The following is a 15,824-nucleotide window of genomic DNA, read 5'->3' as shown; positions in this document are numbered from 1 at the left end:
TCAATTTTGTGAGCATTGATTAAAATGCTGTTGTGCAACGAGGCTTTTGACGGACTTGAAACAGACTCTCCAGCATTGTCAGTGAATCTTCGTGATCGATTTCGGCCAATCCGTACATATACAGCTTTTGAAAGCTGACTGCTCCCATCATAAGGGAAGAGAATTCCGAGATGTCCATCGATACCTCTACCTCAGCTTGTCCCTCGTCCACCACCTGTGGCAGCCCCTCTGTAAATCGAATTAGCCAAGAGCCATCCTGCTCGGGAAGAAAAGTGTCGCGAATCGTCATGCGCACCAGTGCATTCTCGCGTCCAAAGCGGTGCTGGGACAGCTGCTTGAAGAACAGTGGTACGTCTATAATTCGATGCATCAACCCGACTCCCGCTACGCTGCTCTCATGATACACGCTCGGCAGCAGGTTGGCCGTGCCATTACTAGGATCGGACAGCAGAAAGTGAAAATCGTCGTCCTGGATCGTCAGTATGATGCGATGAACCTGATCCCCCTGACTGTTCAAAAAGGAAGTGAGCTGGGCGAGTGCTTCCCTCGTTTCATAATGGAATTCCTTGACGATCAGATTATTGTGCATCCGATTGTTTACGTGAACATTTTGGAACGAAAAAGCAAGATAGCCGTTAATGCGACCATTATTCCTGCAGCCCACCACAATCTGCTCCGGCTGTCCCAGGAAAGCCGTCATCTCCCGGTCCGTCTTCGTGATCATCCCGTGTGTCTGTCTGACGATTCTGTGGTAGCAAGCCAGAATCTCTTCCTTGTCCTCCATGCCCAGATAGTCGATTTGCTCCTTGCCGGTAAAGCGCAGACTGGAAGGCTTGATCGAATACTGATTCATTTTGGTGCTCGTGCCAAAGCCCATTTGCTTGTAAAAATCGACTCGGAACGGATACAAGGACACCAGGCTGATTCCCCGATCACGATAGGTATTCAGAAAGTGCAGAAGCATTTCCTTGGCTACCTTCTCTTTTTTGTGCAGCAGATCGACCGCAACCAAACCGATTCCACCTGTCAACAACTTCGTTCCATGTACATTCATATAGTAATCGTGCCATCTCATGATCCCGACCAGCTTTTCATCCCGAAAGCATCCATGAAAGCTCACATAAGGATCGTTCTGAAGCGTATCCTTCACTCGTTCGGCAAAGCGCTGCCTGCTCTCTGGAGCCAGAAAATTGCTGCCTGGATATGCCATCGCAGCAATTCTGACTACCTCATCGAGCTCTTCCAACGTTACCGGTCGAATTCCTTCATTCATCATGACACTCCTGCCCCCTGGTAAAAGATGTATGATCGATTCACAAAAAATGGTAGCGGATACGAGGGCGATTCGGCAAGCACAATTCTTTATTTTTTGGCACGGACACTTTTTTTCTCAGCCTGATTCAATACGATGGAAAGACACAGGCTGCACAGCGCAAGGGCCACAGCTCCTGTGAAGACGACATGAACACCAGAAGCCAGAATCTCCCGTACCTGTACCAACTGGTCCGAGGAGACCAATCCGGATTCAAAGGACGAGCCCAGATTGCTATGCCCACTCGCTACCGTAACCAGATTAAACATCATGCCAAACACGGCTGCTCCAAACGTCTGACTAAAGGTTCCCGTAAACGTGTTCAGCGCAACGGCTGTGCCTCGTTGATCGACGGGTACAGCAGCCTGGATTTTTACCATGACCAGTGGCGTAATCAGACCCATCCCCAGCCCGATCAGTCCAACCGACACGTAGATCAGATACCCAGGTGAATCTGGTGCCAAAAGCATGAGCAAAAATGAAGCGATCGTCAAAATCGATGTTCCCGCAATAATCAATTGCTCTGCCCGAAGTCGACCGAGCAAATTGCCTGAAAGAACCGCTCCGAGCGTCCAGCTTACCGACATGGGGGTCAAGACAAAGCCGGCTACCGTCGCACTTTCTCCCAGCACGCCTTGGGTCCAGATCGGCAAATACACGACAAGGCCAATCACAATGCCATTGATCAGAAGCGTCAACAAATTGATCATCGAGACACTCCGATTGGTGAACAGCGTGAGCGGAATCATAGGCTCTGGCGACCTTTTTTCCACGAAGTAAAACACCAGGAACGATAACAAGCTAAAGGCAATCAAGGAAATAATGGTCGGATTCAGCCAGCTTTGCTCCTGGCTTCCCGTCAGCAGCGCATACAAGAGAGCAATCGTACTGACCGAAAAAATCAGCGCTCCAGCGTAATCAATATGACGCTTGGTTGCCGCCTTGCTTTGTTCTTTGTAAAACAACACCAGCATGAAGAAAGAAATCAATCCAAACGGCAGGTTAAGGAAAAAAATATAACGCCAGGACAAGGTATCGACCAGGAAACCGCCCACCAAAGGACCAGCCACTCCGGAAAGCCCCCAGACTGCACTGATCCAGCCTTGTGACTTGGCTCGTGCCGACTGGTCTGTATACAAATCCCCGATAATGGTCATCGTGATCGGCATGACAGCCCCCGCACCCAGTCCCTGGATGGCCCGGTAGATGATGAGCTGCGTCATGGACATGGCCACACCGCAAAGCGTAGAGCCGATCAGAAAAATCCCGATTCCGATCAGAAAAATCTTTTTTCGTCCAAATAGGTCTGCCAGCTTTCCATAGATCGGCGCGGACACGGCCGTCACCAGCATGTAGATGGCATAAACCCAGCTCACCTGCTCAAAGCCGGACAAATCACTCGTAATCCGGGGGACTGCCGTACTTACAATGGTCCCTTCCATCGCGGCAAGAAAAGTGGCCAGCATCAATGCCATCATGATTTTTGCTCTCATAAAAATCTCCTCTCGTTTCAGGCAAAAACGGCATTCCCATCAAACAAAAAAATCTCCTCTGTCAGGGACAGGTGAGATTTTCATCAGTTAGACGTGTCGTTTTAACGCATCAAACACCTGTTGATAATAATGGGCTTCATGTGGGACAAAATCTGCTTCGCGCAGTTGAAGCTCGCAATCTCTCGCACCTTCGCCCGCTTTCAGCAAAAATCCGCTCGCACTCACGTGAGGGATTTCTTTTTTAAACAGCTTCCCCACCTCGTCGAGCTTTACCCAGAGCAGGCCGACGACCTCTTCCTCTTGAAGAGTATAAGCAGATAGAGGCTGATCACACTCGAACAGAAACACATGGCAAATCTCTTTGTCCATGATCCCCGGAGCGGATGTTACATCCCTGATGGTGCCTAGCGAGGTTAGTGCCGAAAAAGCGACAGAAAGTCCGAGCTCCTCCTCCAGTTCACGCACCCCATCCTCCGGAGTCTCTCCAGCCAACAGATGCCCTGCTGAAGTAATGTCCAGCAGATTGGGACATGTATCCTTCTGCGGATGGCGCTTTTGAAACAGCAGATCGATCTGTTCGCCGTCTTTGCGATAGATCCAGCAATGAAATGTTTGGTGCCACAACCCCAAGCGATGAACCTCGCTTCTCGCTTCACTCCCGAGGTGAACTCCCGCTTCGTCGTAAATATCCAGCCGTTCTTCCGCCATATTTCTCCCTCTTGTCGCTCGTTTCTTTGTCTACTACGTTAACAGTCGAGCGCAAAAAAAGCTACTCCTGTCCGGTGAAAAAAATCGTTTTAGGCCGTGAACGGAAGGTTATATAGCGAACCGGCAGACTTCGTTCATGAAGGAGGGAACAACAACACTTCCCTTAATGGCAAACAAGAAGCTAAAGGACTTCATCCAAGTTCAAATGGGCTTCGCCTTTCGTATCCAAACCCAGGGGAAAAACCGGTCGTTACGGATGGCCCTTTTACGGAAACGAAGGAATTGATTGCCGGGTTCATTCTGATTGATGTGAAGTCGAGGGAAGAAGCCATCGAGTGGGCCATGCGGATGCCGGACCCGCAAGGCTATGGGGAAGGCCAGATTGAATTGCGTCAAGTATATGAGCCGGAGCTGACCAAGGTACGAAAAAGTAAAACACAGCCCCTTTTTCTCAAAAAGGAGGCTGTGTCTTTGTCAAACGTACTGGTTTATTCCGTGACCTTGACGGACCATCCCAGCTTGTCTTCCAATACACCGTATTGAATTCCGGTCATGGTATCGTACAGCTTTTGAGTCATTTCACCTGTCTGTGACTGATTGATCACCATTTTGTGGCCATTCCAGCTCATTTCGCCTACTGGAGAAATGACGGCTGCTGTTCCGGTGCCAAACGCTTCTTCCAGTACGCCGTCGTTGTACGCCTGGAACAAATCTTCCATCGCAATGCGTTTTTCCACGACAGGAATGCCCCAGCTTTTCAGCAGTTGGATGGTCGAATCGCGTGTGATCCCCTCGAGAATGCTTCCGTTCAAGACAGGTGTCCACACTTCACCATTCACTTTGAAAAACACGTTCATGCTGCCTACTTCTTCAATATATTTCGTTTCAATCGCGTCGAGCCACAGTACCTGCTCGTACCCTTTTTCATGCGCTTCGGTCTGTGCTTTCAAGCTGCCCGCATAGTTTCCCGCTACCTTGGCGTTTCCGGTACCGCCGCGCACGGCACGAACGTAGCTGTTTTCCACATAGATTTTGACCGGCTTCATCCCGGCTGCATAGTAAGCTCCTACAGGGGAGAGCAGAATCAGCAGCTTGTACGTATGTGAAGCACGTACACCAAAGCATGGCTCTGTCGCGATCACGAATGGACGAATGTACAAAGAGGTTCCTTCCTCAGTCGGGATCCACTCTTTTTCCACACTGACCAGTTTTTTCAGCGCTTCAATCATAAACGCTTCGTCGACTGCCGGCATATCCAGGCGAGCCAGCGAGCGATTGAGGCGCTTGAAGTTTTGATCAGGTCTGAACAGACGTACTTCACCGGCTTTGTTGCGATAAGCCTTCAAACCCTCGAACACAGCCTGTCCGTAGTGAAAAACCATTGCAGCCGGATCAATCGTAAGAGGAGAGTACGGTACAATTTGCGGATCGTGCCAGCCTTTTCCTTCTGTGTAGTCCATCACAAACATATGGTCTGTAAAATGCACGCCAAACCCGAGCTTGTCGCTAGCAGGCTTCTCTTTTTTCTGTTCTGTCAGAGCAATTGTTAACTGACACTCCATCTTCCACATCTCCCTTATCCTTTATGATCCTATTTTTCAAATTCGATGTATGGTTACTAAGATATCAACTATTTTGAAAGATTGCTAGCCCAAACGAGCAGATATCCATGTTACCAGTTTCTCCTGAAGCTGCGGCATATGCCGTGAGAAGCTGTGGTCGGCTCCGTCCAGGATATGGAGGTCCTTGGGGCCCTGGTAGGCTTCAAAATAAGCCTGTGAATCTTTTGCAGGCACTGCCGTATCCGCAGAACCGTGAACCAGAAGCACGGCGTCCCTATAGTTTTCACTGGCAAGCAATGGAGCGTGCTGGCGTGCCTGTATGTCTCTGACAAAATCAGGCTGCAAGGCAAATCCCTTTCCGTAGAAATGGGAAATGGTCTGTCCTGACGCAGCTGCTGCCCACAACTCAGGTCCCAGTATGATTTCTCGGAAATTGCTTTCCGGAAAAATAACAGGAGCGAGTGCAATCCGCCCGGCGATTGGCAAATGACCATCGTCATGCAAAAGGACGATGCAGCCACCCAGACTGTGCCCCAGCAAAAACAGTGGCGACTTCCTGAAGGCTGGCTGTTCCTTTGTCCATCGAATCACTTGGCACAGATCTGACTGCCAGCTGGTTATCGTCGTATCGATTTCGAACGAGCCCTCGCTCTCTCCAGAGCCAGTGAAATCAAACCGAACCACTGCATAGCCCCCAGTCTCGAGTGCGTTAGCAATATGCAGCAGTAATTGATTGCCTCCCACCTTTTCACCCGTAAAACCATGACACAAAATGATCACTGGCGGATTCTCGATGCCTGCTGGTGTATGCAGCATAGCTGACAGGCGCTTCCCCCGGCTTTCAATCCAGTAATGTTCTTTCAAACTACCCTCTCCTCTTCTCATCACGTGTCTTTATCCATACCCTCCACTCTGTCAGCGAGTTCGCACATTGGTTTTTCCCTATTCACTCCATTATACTGGATGAAAATAGTACGAACAGATTGATTGAAGGAGGATTCCAAGCATGTCCAATGCCAGCGTAAAGCTCTCCCAGCGCGAAGCCATGCTGCTCGAAGCGGCACGCGCACACGGATTTGTCGATGAAGAGATCATTCACAAGCTTCGAAAAGGAAATCCGGAGCCTTTTTTGGAGATCGAAGAAGGGAAATACGACTTCACGCCATTGTTCTCCCTCTATGAAGAAGACTTTGAACGACTGGAAGAAGCGATTCGTGAAGGCTATACGATTAAATATACGACATTTAACGGGATCAAATTTTTGCTGAACAAGCGATATGGACTTGAGACGCCGCGCGATTACGAGAGTGGAGAGGATTACCTCGATTCTCTGAAACTGACGGATCAAATGCTGGAATGGCTGCGTGCCACGATCTCCAGCAACTGGCGTATCGTAGAGCTGGAGCGAAAGGCCAAGTCAGAGGAAGCTGTGATTCGAATCGAATGGAACGGCTAATACAATCGGGTCTGGAGGTTCGGAAATGGCAACGGAACAGGACTATGTACAGCGGATTAGAGAGGTATATCCACAGCTCACCATCACGTCTGCGGTCATAAACCAAACAGGTCAAAACAATGACGTCTTAATCGTCAATGACGAATGGGTCTTCCGGTTTCCCAAATATACAGATGGCATCCATCAGCTGGAAAGGGAAACAGCCCTTCTACATGCGATCAAGCCGCATTTGTCGCTGCCAATTCCTGAACCGCGATTCCAGCAGTTTCAGAACAAGAAAGTAGGGCATGTGTTTAGCGGTTATCCGCTGCTTGCAGGCGAGCCTTTCACACGGGAGATTTTTCACGATGTACGAAGGGATCACGATGTGCGGAATCTTTCCGAACAGCTCGGTACATTTCTCTGGCAGCTGCATCACATCCCGGTCTCTGATTTCCTTCGAGGACAATTTCTCGAGGCCCCGGATATGCACGCCATCATTTCCCAGCTGTATCAGGACGTCCAAGTAAAGCTGTTCGTCTATATGCGAAGAGAGGCGAGACAGAAGGTAAGCCATTGCTTTGAAGCTTATCTGTCTGACGCCTCTCATTTTCAGTTCCAGGCTTGTCTCGTCCACGGTGATTTTGGAACGACGAATATCCTCTATGACAAGAATCTCCACAAGATTGCGGCAGTCATTGATTTTGGAAATTCCAGGCTGGGAGATCCCGCCTACGATTTTGCCGGACTGATTTCTTCCTATGGCGAAGATTTCCTCGAACACTTTTCACCTGTTTATCCGGATTGTGAGCAGGTAATGGAACGATCGCGCTTTTATTGCAGTACGTTCGCCTTGCAGGAAGCGCTGTTTGGATTGCAGCACGCGGATAGGCAGGCGTTTTCTGCTGGAATCGCACCTTATCGCTGATTCATCGGCAGATCGATTTCCCTCAGCTCTGAGCTGGAAACTCCAGGGCGTGAATCGTGTTACCTTTTCGCCCAGTAGTGGTCACAGCCTGAGACAGTGAATTGTAGATAGCCTCTTCCGTAGCCTCTGCACAGGCCGCAAACAGCTCGTTCATCACAGGATGATCCTCGCGCAGCTGCGTCCGAGTCTCGGTCCATCCGGTGGATTGATGAGAAATCTTGTGCGCTGTAGAAAAGGCGATCACGATATCGCCGCTGCCATGGCCGAAATGGCTTCCTGTCCGCCCCAGACCGATTCCCGTCCGCTTGGCCAGTCGCAGGAGCTGCCGATCACTTACAGGAGCATCGGTAGCCAGAACGATGATGATAGAACCATCAGCAGGCTCCTGCAGCGCTTGGGCCCCGCTTTTCAAATAGTCGATGCGCAGGTCTTCCTTTCGGCCGAAATTACTCAAGACGATAACGCCGACGGTATAGCTTTTGTCCTCCTCCACTTGGACCACACGGGAGGAGGAGCCAATGCCACCCTTGTAGCCAAAGGCGACCATTCCCTTGCCTGCACCTACTGCTCCTTCCTCCACTTGCTCGTCCGACGCTTTGCGAATCGCTTCGATCGCATCTTCTGGCGTGACTACACACTGTCGGATGGAGTTCAGATGACTGTCATTGCACTCTCCCACCACGATGTTGATCGTTCCTGTCGTATCGCCGATCTCTTCATGCCCAGCCAGCATATACTGCAGAGTGCCTTGCGTGACTGCCGGAACCGAAAAGGTGTTGGTCAGCATGATCGGGGATTCCAGTACCCCAAGCTCGTTTACCTGGACCAGTCCTGTAGTCTTGCCAAAGCCGTTCAGGACATAGCTGGCCGCTGTCACCTTTTCACGAAACAGACTGCCACCATGAGGCAGAATCGCCGTAACACCCGTACAAGCATACTCCCCCTGACCACTATCAAGTGGGCGGTCAATCGTGACATGCCCTACGCGCACACCTGCCACGTCCGTGATGTCGTTTTTAGAGCCTGTAGGCAGCTTCCCCACAGCCAAGCCATAAGCTCGAATCTTCCGATTATTCAAATCAGCCATTGCAGCAGCTTCCTTCCTTTCTCCGTTTCCGAACTTGTCGCTTTATACAGGGCGATTACGCAGGAAGTTCTCTCCGGCAAACCCGCGTACTTGTTCTTCCGAGTAATGCTTCAGCAGTTCATTGATCAGATTGTACGTCACGCCTGCATGCTCCAGTCCCTCTACCTTGGTGGTGATGCCGTCGAAGTCAGAACCGAGTCCGAGATGACGAACACCGCCCAATGAACAGAAATGATCCACGTGTCTGATCAAGTCAGGAATACCTACCTGGCCTTGTTCGTTAATGAACATCGTGACATAGGTTACGTGCAGGGTGCCGCCTTTTTCAAATAGGGCCTTGGCCTGTTCGTCCCGCAGGTTGCGCTGGTGATCACACAAAGCTCTTGCATTGGAATGGCTCGCAAACGGATATTTTGCGTATTCCATCACATCCCAGAAGCTGCCTTCGCACAAGTGGGAAACATCCGTCAAAATCTTATGTTCGTTATGAAAATTCACGATCTCTTTGCCAAACAAAGTAAGACCGCCGTTTCTCGTCTCGTCAGCGCCATCTGCAGCCAGATTGGCATAATTCCAGGTAAGGCCTACTGCACGTACGCCCAATTGATAAAAAAGATGGAGCTTTTTCAAATCATTGCCGATCGGCTCTACGCCTTCCAGCGTCAGTATGGCACCGATTTCTCCATCCTTCAGGTTGTCAATATCGCTCCATTCCTTGATTTGCTTCATCTCTGGATTTTTTGCCAGCACTTCTGTCTGGAAATAATAGATTTGATCGAGCGCGCAATGGAAGCGCTGCTCTGAACTCAGGTTGGTCGGCGTGTAGATCGCGAAGCCCTGTACTTTTATACCACACTGCAACAGGCGCAGTTTGTTGGTATCCAGCTCTTCATCGTTCTCGTAGGACTTCTTTCCGTCTGCATACCAAAGCTTCAAGAGTGCATCGCAATGTAAGTCAATAATTTTCATATGGCGCCATCCTTATGATCAGATTTTTTGGATACATTGCTACTTATTAAGTTGTAAGGTAATGTATTTTTATATAGAAAGCAAATAAAAGATTACCATATCCATAATTAAAAATTCACATAATGGAGTTTTTCATATGAACATGGAACAAATCGAAGCTTTTATCTTTGTCTCGCTGACCGGAAGCTTCAGCAAAACAGCAGAGTTGCTATACCTGTCCCAGCCTACGGTGAGCATGCGGATCAAGGCTCTGGAGAGCTCTTTGGACTGCAAGCTGTTCCAGCGCTCCGGCCATATGATCTGCCTGACCAAGGAAGGCGAGATTTTTCTACCTTACGCCAAAAGCATCCTGCACTCGTTGCAAGAGGGGCAGCAAGCCATCCAGCGCTCCTATGGCGATATCGAAGGGGAGCTGACCATCGCGACCGTGTTCGTCGCAGCCTTCTACATCCTTCCTGACCTCGTGGAGCAGTTTCAACAGTTGTATCCCAAGATCAAGCTGACGATTCTGACGGGCCATTCCCATCAGGTGCTCGACATGGTGCTGAACCATGAGGTATCCTTTGGCATCGCCAGGGCAGTCACGCATCCTCAAATCAATCAGATTCAACTCATGTCGGATCAAATGGTGCTGGCGATTTACCCGGAGCATCCTTTTTCCTCACGCCAGCAGGTCTCTATCGAAGAAGTAGCAAGGGAGAGGTTGATTTTGTTCAATCGCGGCTCTCTCGACTGGAAGCTGATCGACAGCGCCTTTACGCATTACCAGCTGAAGAACAGAGTCGTGATGGAGGTAGACAATATCGAGGTTGTGAAACGGATGGTCAGACAGAAGCTGGGCATTGCCTTCGTCCCTCGCTTTTCTATTCAGAAGGATTTGGCGAATGGCGAGCTGCATGAAGTGGAGGTTCTCAACCTTCCCCAGATCAACCGGAATTTTGAGTTGATTTATTTGAAGGATACGCCATTCCACGGAATTATGCGCACATTTGTAGACTTTTTGATGCAAAGCAAATTGTTGCAGTAGCTGTTGCAGATGAATAGGACCAATCGTACGGATAGCACGACACCTGCCCGCTTCCATCGGGTGGCTCGCTGCTATTTTTTTTGCGCAAAAAAGAGAGTGTCTGCACACTCTCCCCCCATGATTACTCCTCGCCTAGCAAATCTTCCAACACCTTTTGCACTTTCACACCGGTCTCAAAGGTAACCAATCGCGCTTCTTCACCGCTGATTGCCTTTGCCATTTCATCGAGTAGCTGAATCAGACGCTCTTGCAGCTGGAGCGTGACTGGCTCCAGTGCTTCTCCTTCAAGTCCAGCATACAGATTGGTCCAGTTTACGAGGCTCAGCGTGCCTTTCGTGCCGTAAATGCGATAATCCAGATGCTCCTGATGCGCAATGCCTGCCAGGCCATTGACCGTGACCGGAGTGCCGTCTGCAAGCTCCAGGTACGCGGCGACACCGACTTCGCAAGCCTGCGGATCATCCGGGTAATCCACATGGGAGCGAACAACCTGCAGGTCACCAAACAACGAATACGTTAAATGGACGAAATGAGGCAGAACCTCTCGGATGAATCCACCTTGTTCACGACCGGCAAGCCACGGTGTTTGCTGCCAAGGGCGCGGCCACTGGTGGAAGTGTGTCAGGATATCGATGCGGCGTAGGTCTCCCACCGTCTCCAACCGCGTGATCATCTCAGGCAGGACGCTTTGGTAGTACATCGGGAAATGCATGGCATGAACAACACCCGCCTCTTCGGCTGCTTCGAGCATCTCTTCCGCTTCCTTCAAGGAATTGGCCAAAGGCTTCTCGCAAAGCAAGTGCTTTTTACGAGCCAAAACTTCCAGAGCTATTGAATGATGGAATTTCGGTGGCACAGCCAGATAGATCAGATCCACGTCCTCTTGATCCAATAATTCCTGGTAATTCGTGTACCAGGCAGCATTTCCAGACCGTGCTGCCGCTTCCTGCGCACGCTTCTCCGATACGTCGCTGATTGCGATGATCTGATAATCCGGATGCTTTTGCACGGCGTCGATCATACGCTCCCCCATCACACCAGCGCCAATCATCCCTACTCTATAACGCTTCTCACTCATCCCGTTTTCCTCCGCTTTCTGTTCTCAAAATCAATGATCCTTTCCCACCTACTGGCAAGTCTGTATACCATCTTCCTCAATTTCGGGATGAACCTGCACTTTCCTTCTTCGCATCTGCTCGCAAGCATGCTAAGCTCGTCGCCCATTCCCCAAATGTACTGACCTGGTGCCTACTGTTTTCCATTTCATGAAGTGTTTGTTGCAAAATTGAAAGGTTAGTGCAATAATAATTTCATAAACAAGGAGGTAGTGAAATGAAAATTTCATCACTGCAACATACCTTTCAAGTGAATCGTCCAAACTCAGCTTCATTCTTTGAACAGGCCAAACATTCCATGACTGGTGGCGTGAACGGGAATTTGAGATACTTCGCACCGTTTCCGATCATTTTTGAAAAAGCCAAAAACGCTACCTTGATTGATGTAGATGGCCATCCCTATGTCGATTATCTGCTGTCCTACGGTGCATTGATGCTCGGTCATGCGCATCCAGATATTCTCACAGCCGTTGAGCGCGTCTGGAGCGAGCAAGGAACCAGCAGCTTCGGAGCTACTCATCCCCTGGAGCTGGAAATGGCGGAAGAATTGATCACGCTATTCCCCAGCTTTGATCAGATCCGCTTTACCAATTCGGGCTTGGAAGCCACCTTGTTCGCCCTGCGACTGGCGATGGCAGCTACGGGCAGAACCCATGTAGCCAAGTTCGAAGGGCATTACCACGGTGCTCATGATCACGTCCTGCAAAGCGTCAATCCGGAGGCACATGCAGCTGGAGCCTCGGAAGAACCGATGGCGGTGCCTGATTCGCTTGGGAGTCCGGACTACTATCGTCAGCACAGCGTGATCCTGCCTTTTAATGACTGGGACGCTTGTGAACGCATCTTGACTGATCGGGCTCAGGAGATTGCTGCTGTCATTATGGAGCCAATGCTCTCCGGTTATATTGCAGCCGACCCGCAATTTATGAAAAACCTGCGCGAGTTGACCACGCAATTGGGAATCATTCTGATCTTTGATGAAGTAAAAACAGGATTCCGCATTGAAGTGGGTGGAGCGCAAACCTATTATGGCGTGGAGCCAGATCTGACTGCGCTAGGAAAAGTAGTGGGCGGCGGATTCCCGATCGGCATCGTCGGTGGAAAGCAGTCCGTCATGGAGCTGGCTTCCCCGCTTCGCTCGAACAAGAAAACAGAAGTCGTCTTTCACAGCGGTACGTTTAATGGCAATCCTTTGTCCATCGCTGCTGGGCTGGCAACGATTCGCTACCTGAAGCAGCCAGGGCGCTTTGACCAAATCGTTCAGCATACCCATGAGCTGCGCAGCGGCATTGACGCATTGGCTAAACAGTACGAATTGCCTCTGCAAACCATTGGCATTGGAACAATCTTCAACGTCCTCACGACTGAGAAGACTGTGCAGCACTATCGCGATCTTGGCGCCAACCACAATCAACTGCGCTTGGCCCTCGATTACCTGTTGATGGAAAACGGCGTCTATTCCAAGCCGTTAAATCGTTTCTCGCTGTCGGCCGGGCACGGACCTGATGAAATCAAGGCGACGCTCGACGCCTTTGAAAAGTGCATGGCAGCACTCAAAAAGGACCCGCTGGTATAGGCGAGATCATTGTCACCTCACGCTTTCCTGTCGTATACTTAACGCAACATGGGTGCTGGAATGTAATATGAGGTGATCACGTTTGAGTCAAGGCCCTACCGTCCTGCAAAAAATATCCCAGCTCTATCCACAGATGAGCCCTTCACAGCAAGCGATTGCGGATCTCATCCTGCGCGACCCGGAGTCTGCGGCCTTTTACAATGTAGCGAAAATGGCAAAAGAAGCGGCAGTGAGCGAATCTACGATCACTCGCTTCGCCACGTTCGTCGGCTATTCCGGCTTTCCGGGGCTTTCCCGGGAGCTTCAGGAACTGGTTCGTTCGCGTCTGACCACAGGAGAGCGGTTCCAGCTGTCGCGCAGTACGACAAAAGCGGAACAGCACACCGTTTTGCAGCATGTCGAAGAGGATGTTCACAACCTGACACTGATGATGGAACGGATCGATTTGCATGCTGTGGAACGTGTCGTCCAGATGCTGCTGTCGACCCAACGCATCGGAATTGTCAGCTCGCGCGGCTCGCTTTCTCTCGGAATGTTTTTTGATTTTTACCTGAATCTCTTGAACAAAGAAACGTATCTGTTCAGCGGAGAGCCGCGAACTGTAGACCGCATCCATCGGCTGCAGCCTGATGACGTCATGGTGGGAATCGGCTTTGCTCGCTATACCCGTTTTAGTGTAGATTGCCTGGCTGCCGGCAAACAAAGAGGAGCAAAGATCGTCGTGATAACCGACTACCCCTCCTCCCCTTTATGTCAGTTCGCTGACGAAGTGTTGTTTACGCCTACTGGGATTGCTTCTCACCTGGATTCTTTCGTGGCGCCCTTCTCTCTGCTTACGGCCATCCTGCGCTCGATGTCGCTGCAGGATGCTGGCAAGGCTACCCGCTTGTTGGATGAGATGGAGGATTCCTGGAAGGGGCTTGGAATTTACTACGATCCGAAGAAATGATTGGTTCCCATTGCTAAAAGGATGTCCTTTACGTAGTCAAAACTACTTGAGGGGCATCCTTTTTCTGGGTGTTTGAAAGAAAGGTGGCAAACGAAAAAAGCGCACCTGAACGATCGTACGTTCAGATGCGCCTCAGACTTGTCCGACTTATCTTTGCTGAAAAACAAGAGGATTACGCTGCTTTTGAAGAAATCTCTCCCAAGTACTTTTTCGCTTTTTCGGAATCAAATTGACCTTCCCAGCGAGAAATAACTACTGCTGCCAAAGAGTTCCCTACTACGTTCACTACGGTACGCGCCATGTCCATCAAACGGTCTACACCGGCGATGAAGGCAAGGCCATCGAGTGGAATTCCTACTGAACCGAGAGTTGCCAGCAGGACGACGAACGACACGCCAGGAACCCCGGCAATCCCTTTGGAAGTCACCATCAGGACCAGCATGAGGGTAATCTGCGCACTGATCGGCATGTCAATGCCATACATTTGCGCAATAAACAGGGCTGCCAGTGCTTGATAGAGAGTGGAGCCATCCAGATTAAAGGAGTACCCAGTCGGGATGACGAACGAAGCAATCGCTTTGGGACATCCCAGTCGTTCCATTTTTTCCATAATTCTCGGCAATACAGTCTCTGAGCTGGACGTGGAGTATGCCAACAGCAGCTCGTCCTTCAAAATGCGAAGAATCTGGGTGATTCGAATACCGCTCATACGTGCGATAATCCCCAGAACCACGAAAATGAAGAAAATCATCGCAACGTGGACCAAGATAACCAGCTTGCCAAGTGGTACCAAGGATTCAAGACCAAATTTGGAAACCGTCACACCAATCAGCGCAAAGACACCGAATGGAGCGAATTTCATGATGGTGTTCACTACCCAGAACATGGCATCTGCTACGCCCTGGAAGAAGTTTAACACCGGTTTTCCTCTCTCTCCTACCGCCGCTACACCAAGACCAAACAAGACAGAGAAAAAGATAATCGCCAGCATGTCACCACGAACAATCGCATCAAACACGTTTTTAGGTACGATGTTCACGAAGGTTTCCACAAATCCGTGGCTTTGTGTGGTCTCAGCAGTTTCCACGTAAGAGTGGATATCCGTCTTTTGCAGATTCGTCATGTCTACGCCTACCCCGGGCTGGAACAGGTTTGCCGCAAGCAAGCCGACCACAATAGCAATAGTGGTAACGATTTCAAAGTAAAGGATGGTCTTTCCACCAATTTTCCCCAACTTCTTAAAATCACCGACGCCCGCCACACCTACAATCAGCGTAGAGATTACAATCGGCACCACAATCATTTTGATAAGACGAAGGAAAATATCGCCAATTGGTTGCAAGTAGGTAGACACGGCTGGGTTGCCATAGAACAGAGCACCCACGAGAATACCCAGAATGAGACCGATTAAAATTTGAATCGCTAGTCCAAAACGTTTCATCCTGACACCCCACTATACATGATGTAATGAACCCACATAAGCTTGTTGGCTATAGTGACGAATAACAGAGATTTTTATAATAGCATGATTTTTTTTCAAGCTTTATTTTTTCTATTTTTCTATAAAAATGTACTTTATTTAATTTAATTGAATCAATTTCATAATTGCTCATCTTAAAAATATACAGACTGCCCCAATCTATTCTTTATCCTTTTTTAAAAA

15 protein-coding genes are annotated in these 15,824 nt (G+C 49.7%); 6 read left to right on the top strand and 9 right to left on the bottom strand.

The features are described 5' to 3' along the window. Window positions 1–19 precede the first annotated feature (19 nt). The 3 genes from JZI27_RS19785 to JZI27_RS19775 all read right to left on the bottom strand — a co-directional run bounded on the left by JZI27_RS19785 (window position 20) and on the right by JZI27_RS19775 (window position 3,513). Window positions 20–1,276 carry a GNAT family N-acetyltransferase gene (locus JZI27_RS19785; protein ID WP_245996947.1) on the bottom strand — a complete coding sequence of 419 codons (1,257 nt, stop codon included), beginning with the start codon at window positions 1,274–1,276 and terminating at the stop codon, window positions 20–22. An 86-nt stretch (window positions 1,277–1,362) separates the two neighbouring features. Continuing rightward, a complete protein-coding gene (locus JZI27_RS19780) occupies window positions 1,363–2,805 on the bottom strand; it encodes an MDR family MFS transporter (protein ID WP_280208878.1) in 1,443 nt (480 codons plus the stop codon). An 87-nt stretch (window positions 2,806–2,892) separates the two neighbouring features. After that, a complete protein-coding gene (locus JZI27_RS19775; RefSeq protein ID WP_122909780.1) occupies window positions 2,893–3,513 on the bottom strand; it encodes an NUDIX hydrolase in 621 nt (206 codons plus the stop codon). 96 nt (window positions 3,514–3,609) lie between these two features. On the opposite strand from JZI27_RS19775, the gene JZI27_RS19770 reads away from it, so the two are divergent. Continuing rightward, a complete protein-coding gene (locus tag JZI27_RS19770) occupies window positions 3,610–4,056 on the top strand; it encodes a YciI family protein (RefSeq protein ID WP_280208876.1) in 447 nt (148 codons plus the stop codon). On the opposite strand, the gene JZI27_RS19765 is transcribed toward JZI27_RS19770, so the two are convergent. Beyond that, the gene (locus JZI27_RS19765; protein WP_122909779.1) at window positions 4,002–5,075 is read right to left on the bottom strand and encodes a branched-chain amino acid aminotransferase; all 1,074 of its coding nucleotides are present in this window, start codon (window positions 5,073–5,075) and stop codon (window positions 4,002–4,004) included. The two genes, JZI27_RS19770 and JZI27_RS19765, sit on opposite strands and share 55 nt — an antisense overlap. An 84-nt stretch (window positions 5,076–5,159) precedes the next feature. Further along, complete coding sequence (locus tag JZI27_RS19760) at window positions 5,160–5,939, bottom strand: alpha/beta hydrolase (protein ID WP_280208873.1); 780 nt, start codon at window positions 5,937–5,939, stop codon at window positions 5,160–5,162. Between the two features lie 142 nt (window positions 5,940–6,081). Between JZI27_RS19760 and JZI27_RS19755 the strand changes: the two genes are divergently transcribed. After that, window positions 6,082–6,531 (top strand): hypothetical protein, encoded by a 450-nt coding sequence (locus tag JZI27_RS19755; protein ID WP_280208872.1) that lies wholly within the window; start codon window positions 6,082–6,084, stop codon window positions 6,529–6,531. Window positions 6,532–6,556: 25 nt separating this feature from the next. After that, window positions 6,557–7,438, top strand: coding sequence for a phosphotransferase family protein (locus JZI27_RS19750; protein ID WP_280208870.1), 882 nt, complete (start codon window positions 6,557–6,559; stop codon window positions 7,436–7,438). A gap of 22 nt (window positions 7,439–7,460) precedes the next feature. On the opposite strand, the gene JZI27_RS19745 is transcribed toward JZI27_RS19750, so the two are convergent. Both JZI27_RS19745 and JZI27_RS19740 read right to left on the bottom strand, forming a co-directional pair. After that, on the bottom strand, window positions 7,461–8,525 hold the full coding sequence (locus tag JZI27_RS19745; RefSeq protein WP_280208868.1) for a DmpA family aminopeptidase: 1,065 nt from the start codon (window positions 8,523–8,525) through the stop codon (window positions 7,461–7,463). Between the two features lie 42 nt (window positions 8,526–8,567). Then, window positions 8,568–9,494: a dipeptidase gene (locus JZI27_RS19740; protein ID WP_280208867.1), complete on the bottom strand. Its 927-nt coding sequence runs from the start codon at window positions 9,492–9,494 to the stop codon at window positions 8,568–8,570. Window positions 9,495–9,630: 136 nt separating this feature from the next. On the opposite strand from JZI27_RS19740, the gene JZI27_RS19735 reads away from it, so the two are divergent. After that, on the top strand, window positions 9,631–10,521 hold the full coding sequence (locus JZI27_RS19735) for a LysR family transcriptional regulator (RefSeq protein WP_280208864.1): 891 nt from the start codon (window positions 9,631–9,633) through the stop codon (window positions 10,519–10,521). 121 nt (window positions 10,522–10,642) lie between these two features. On the opposite strand, the gene JZI27_RS19730 is transcribed toward JZI27_RS19735, so the two are convergent. Beyond that, window positions 10,643–11,599, bottom strand: coding sequence for a Gfo/Idh/MocA family protein (locus tag JZI27_RS19730; protein WP_280208862.1), 957 nt, complete (start codon window positions 11,597–11,599; stop codon window positions 10,643–10,645). A gap of 254 nt (window positions 11,600–11,853) precedes the next feature. On the opposite strand from JZI27_RS19730, the gene JZI27_RS19725 reads away from it, so the two are divergent. Together JZI27_RS19725 and JZI27_RS19720 are read left to right on the top strand one after the other, a co-directional pair. Beyond that, window positions 11,854–13,212 (top strand): aspartate aminotransferase family protein, encoded by a 1,359-nt coding sequence (locus JZI27_RS19725; RefSeq protein ID WP_280208860.1) that lies wholly within the window; start codon window positions 11,854–11,856, stop codon window positions 13,210–13,212. An 82-nt stretch (window positions 13,213–13,294) separates the two neighbouring features. Then, the gene (locus JZI27_RS19720; protein ID WP_122909770.1) at window positions 13,295–14,161 is read left to right on the top strand and encodes a MurR/RpiR family transcriptional regulator; all 867 of its coding nucleotides are present in this window, start codon (window positions 13,295–13,297) and stop codon (window positions 14,159–14,161) included. Between the two features lie 172 nt (window positions 14,162–14,333). On the opposite strand, the gene JZI27_RS19715 is transcribed toward JZI27_RS19720, so the two are convergent. Next, on the bottom strand, window positions 14,334–15,602 hold the full coding sequence (locus tag JZI27_RS19715; RefSeq protein ID WP_280208857.1) for a cation:dicarboxylate symporter family transporter: 1,269 nt from the start codon (window positions 15,600–15,602) through the stop codon (window positions 14,334–14,336). Between the last annotated feature and the right edge of the window lie 222 nt (window positions 15,603–15,824).

It is taken from the genome of Brevibacillus sp. AY1, from assembly GCF_029870785.1.
Classification (GTDB): Bacteria; Bacillota; Bacilli; order Brevibacillales; family Brevibacillaceae; genus Brevibacillus; species Brevibacillus invocatus.
The sequence above is the reverse complement of the archived record's forward strand: the minus strand, read 5'-3'. Positions and strand labels throughout refer to the sequence as shown.

What these genes read in the sequence shown, in the direction of transcription:
- JZI27_RS19785 (WP_245996947.1), bottom strand. Translation starts at nt 1,276, where the DNA reads ATGATGAATGAAGGAATTCGACCGGTAACGTTGGAAGAGCTCGATGAG.
- JZI27_RS19780 (WP_280208878.1), bottom strand. Translation starts at nt 2,805, where the DNA reads ATGAGAGCAAAAATCATGATGGCATTGATGCTGGCCACTTTTCTTGCC.
- JZI27_RS19775 (WP_122909780.1), bottom strand. Translation starts at nt 3,513, where the DNA reads ATGGCGGAAGAACGGCTGGATATTTACGACGAAGCGGGAGTTCACCTC.
- JZI27_RS19765 (WP_122909779.1), bottom strand. Translation starts at nt 5,075, where the DNA reads ATGGAGTGTCAGTTAACAATTGCTCTGACAGAACAGAAAAAAGAGAAG.
- JZI27_RS19755 (WP_280208872.1), top strand. Translation starts at nt 6,082, where the DNA reads ATGTCCAATGCCAGCGTAAAGCTCTCCCAGCGCGAAGCCATGCTGCTC.
- JZI27_RS19750 (WP_280208870.1), top strand. Translation starts at nt 6,557, where the DNA reads ATGGCAACGGAACAGGACTATGTACAGCGGATTAGAGAGGTATATCCA.
- JZI27_RS19745 (WP_280208868.1), bottom strand. Translation starts at nt 8,525, where the DNA reads ATGGCTGATTTGAATAATCGGAAGATTCGAGCTTATGGCTTGGCTGTG.
- JZI27_RS19740 (WP_280208867.1), bottom strand. Translation starts at nt 9,494, where the DNA reads ATGAAAATTATTGACTTACATTGCGATGCACTCTTGAAGCTTTGGTAT.
- JZI27_RS19735 (WP_280208864.1), top strand. Translation starts at nt 9,631, where the DNA reads ATGAACATGGAACAAATCGAAGCTTTTATCTTTGTCTCGCTGACCGGA.
- JZI27_RS19730 (WP_280208862.1), bottom strand. Translation starts at nt 11,599, where the DNA reads ATGAGTGAGAAGCGTTATAGAGTAGGGATGATTGGCGCTGGTGTGATG.
- JZI27_RS19725 (WP_280208860.1), top strand. Translation starts at nt 11,854, where the DNA reads ATGAAAATTTCATCACTGCAACATACCTTTCAAGTGAATCGTCCAAAC.
- JZI27_RS19715 (WP_280208857.1), bottom strand. Translation starts at nt 15,602, where the DNA reads ATGAAACGTTTTGGACTAGCGATTCAAATTTTAATCGGTCTCATTCTG.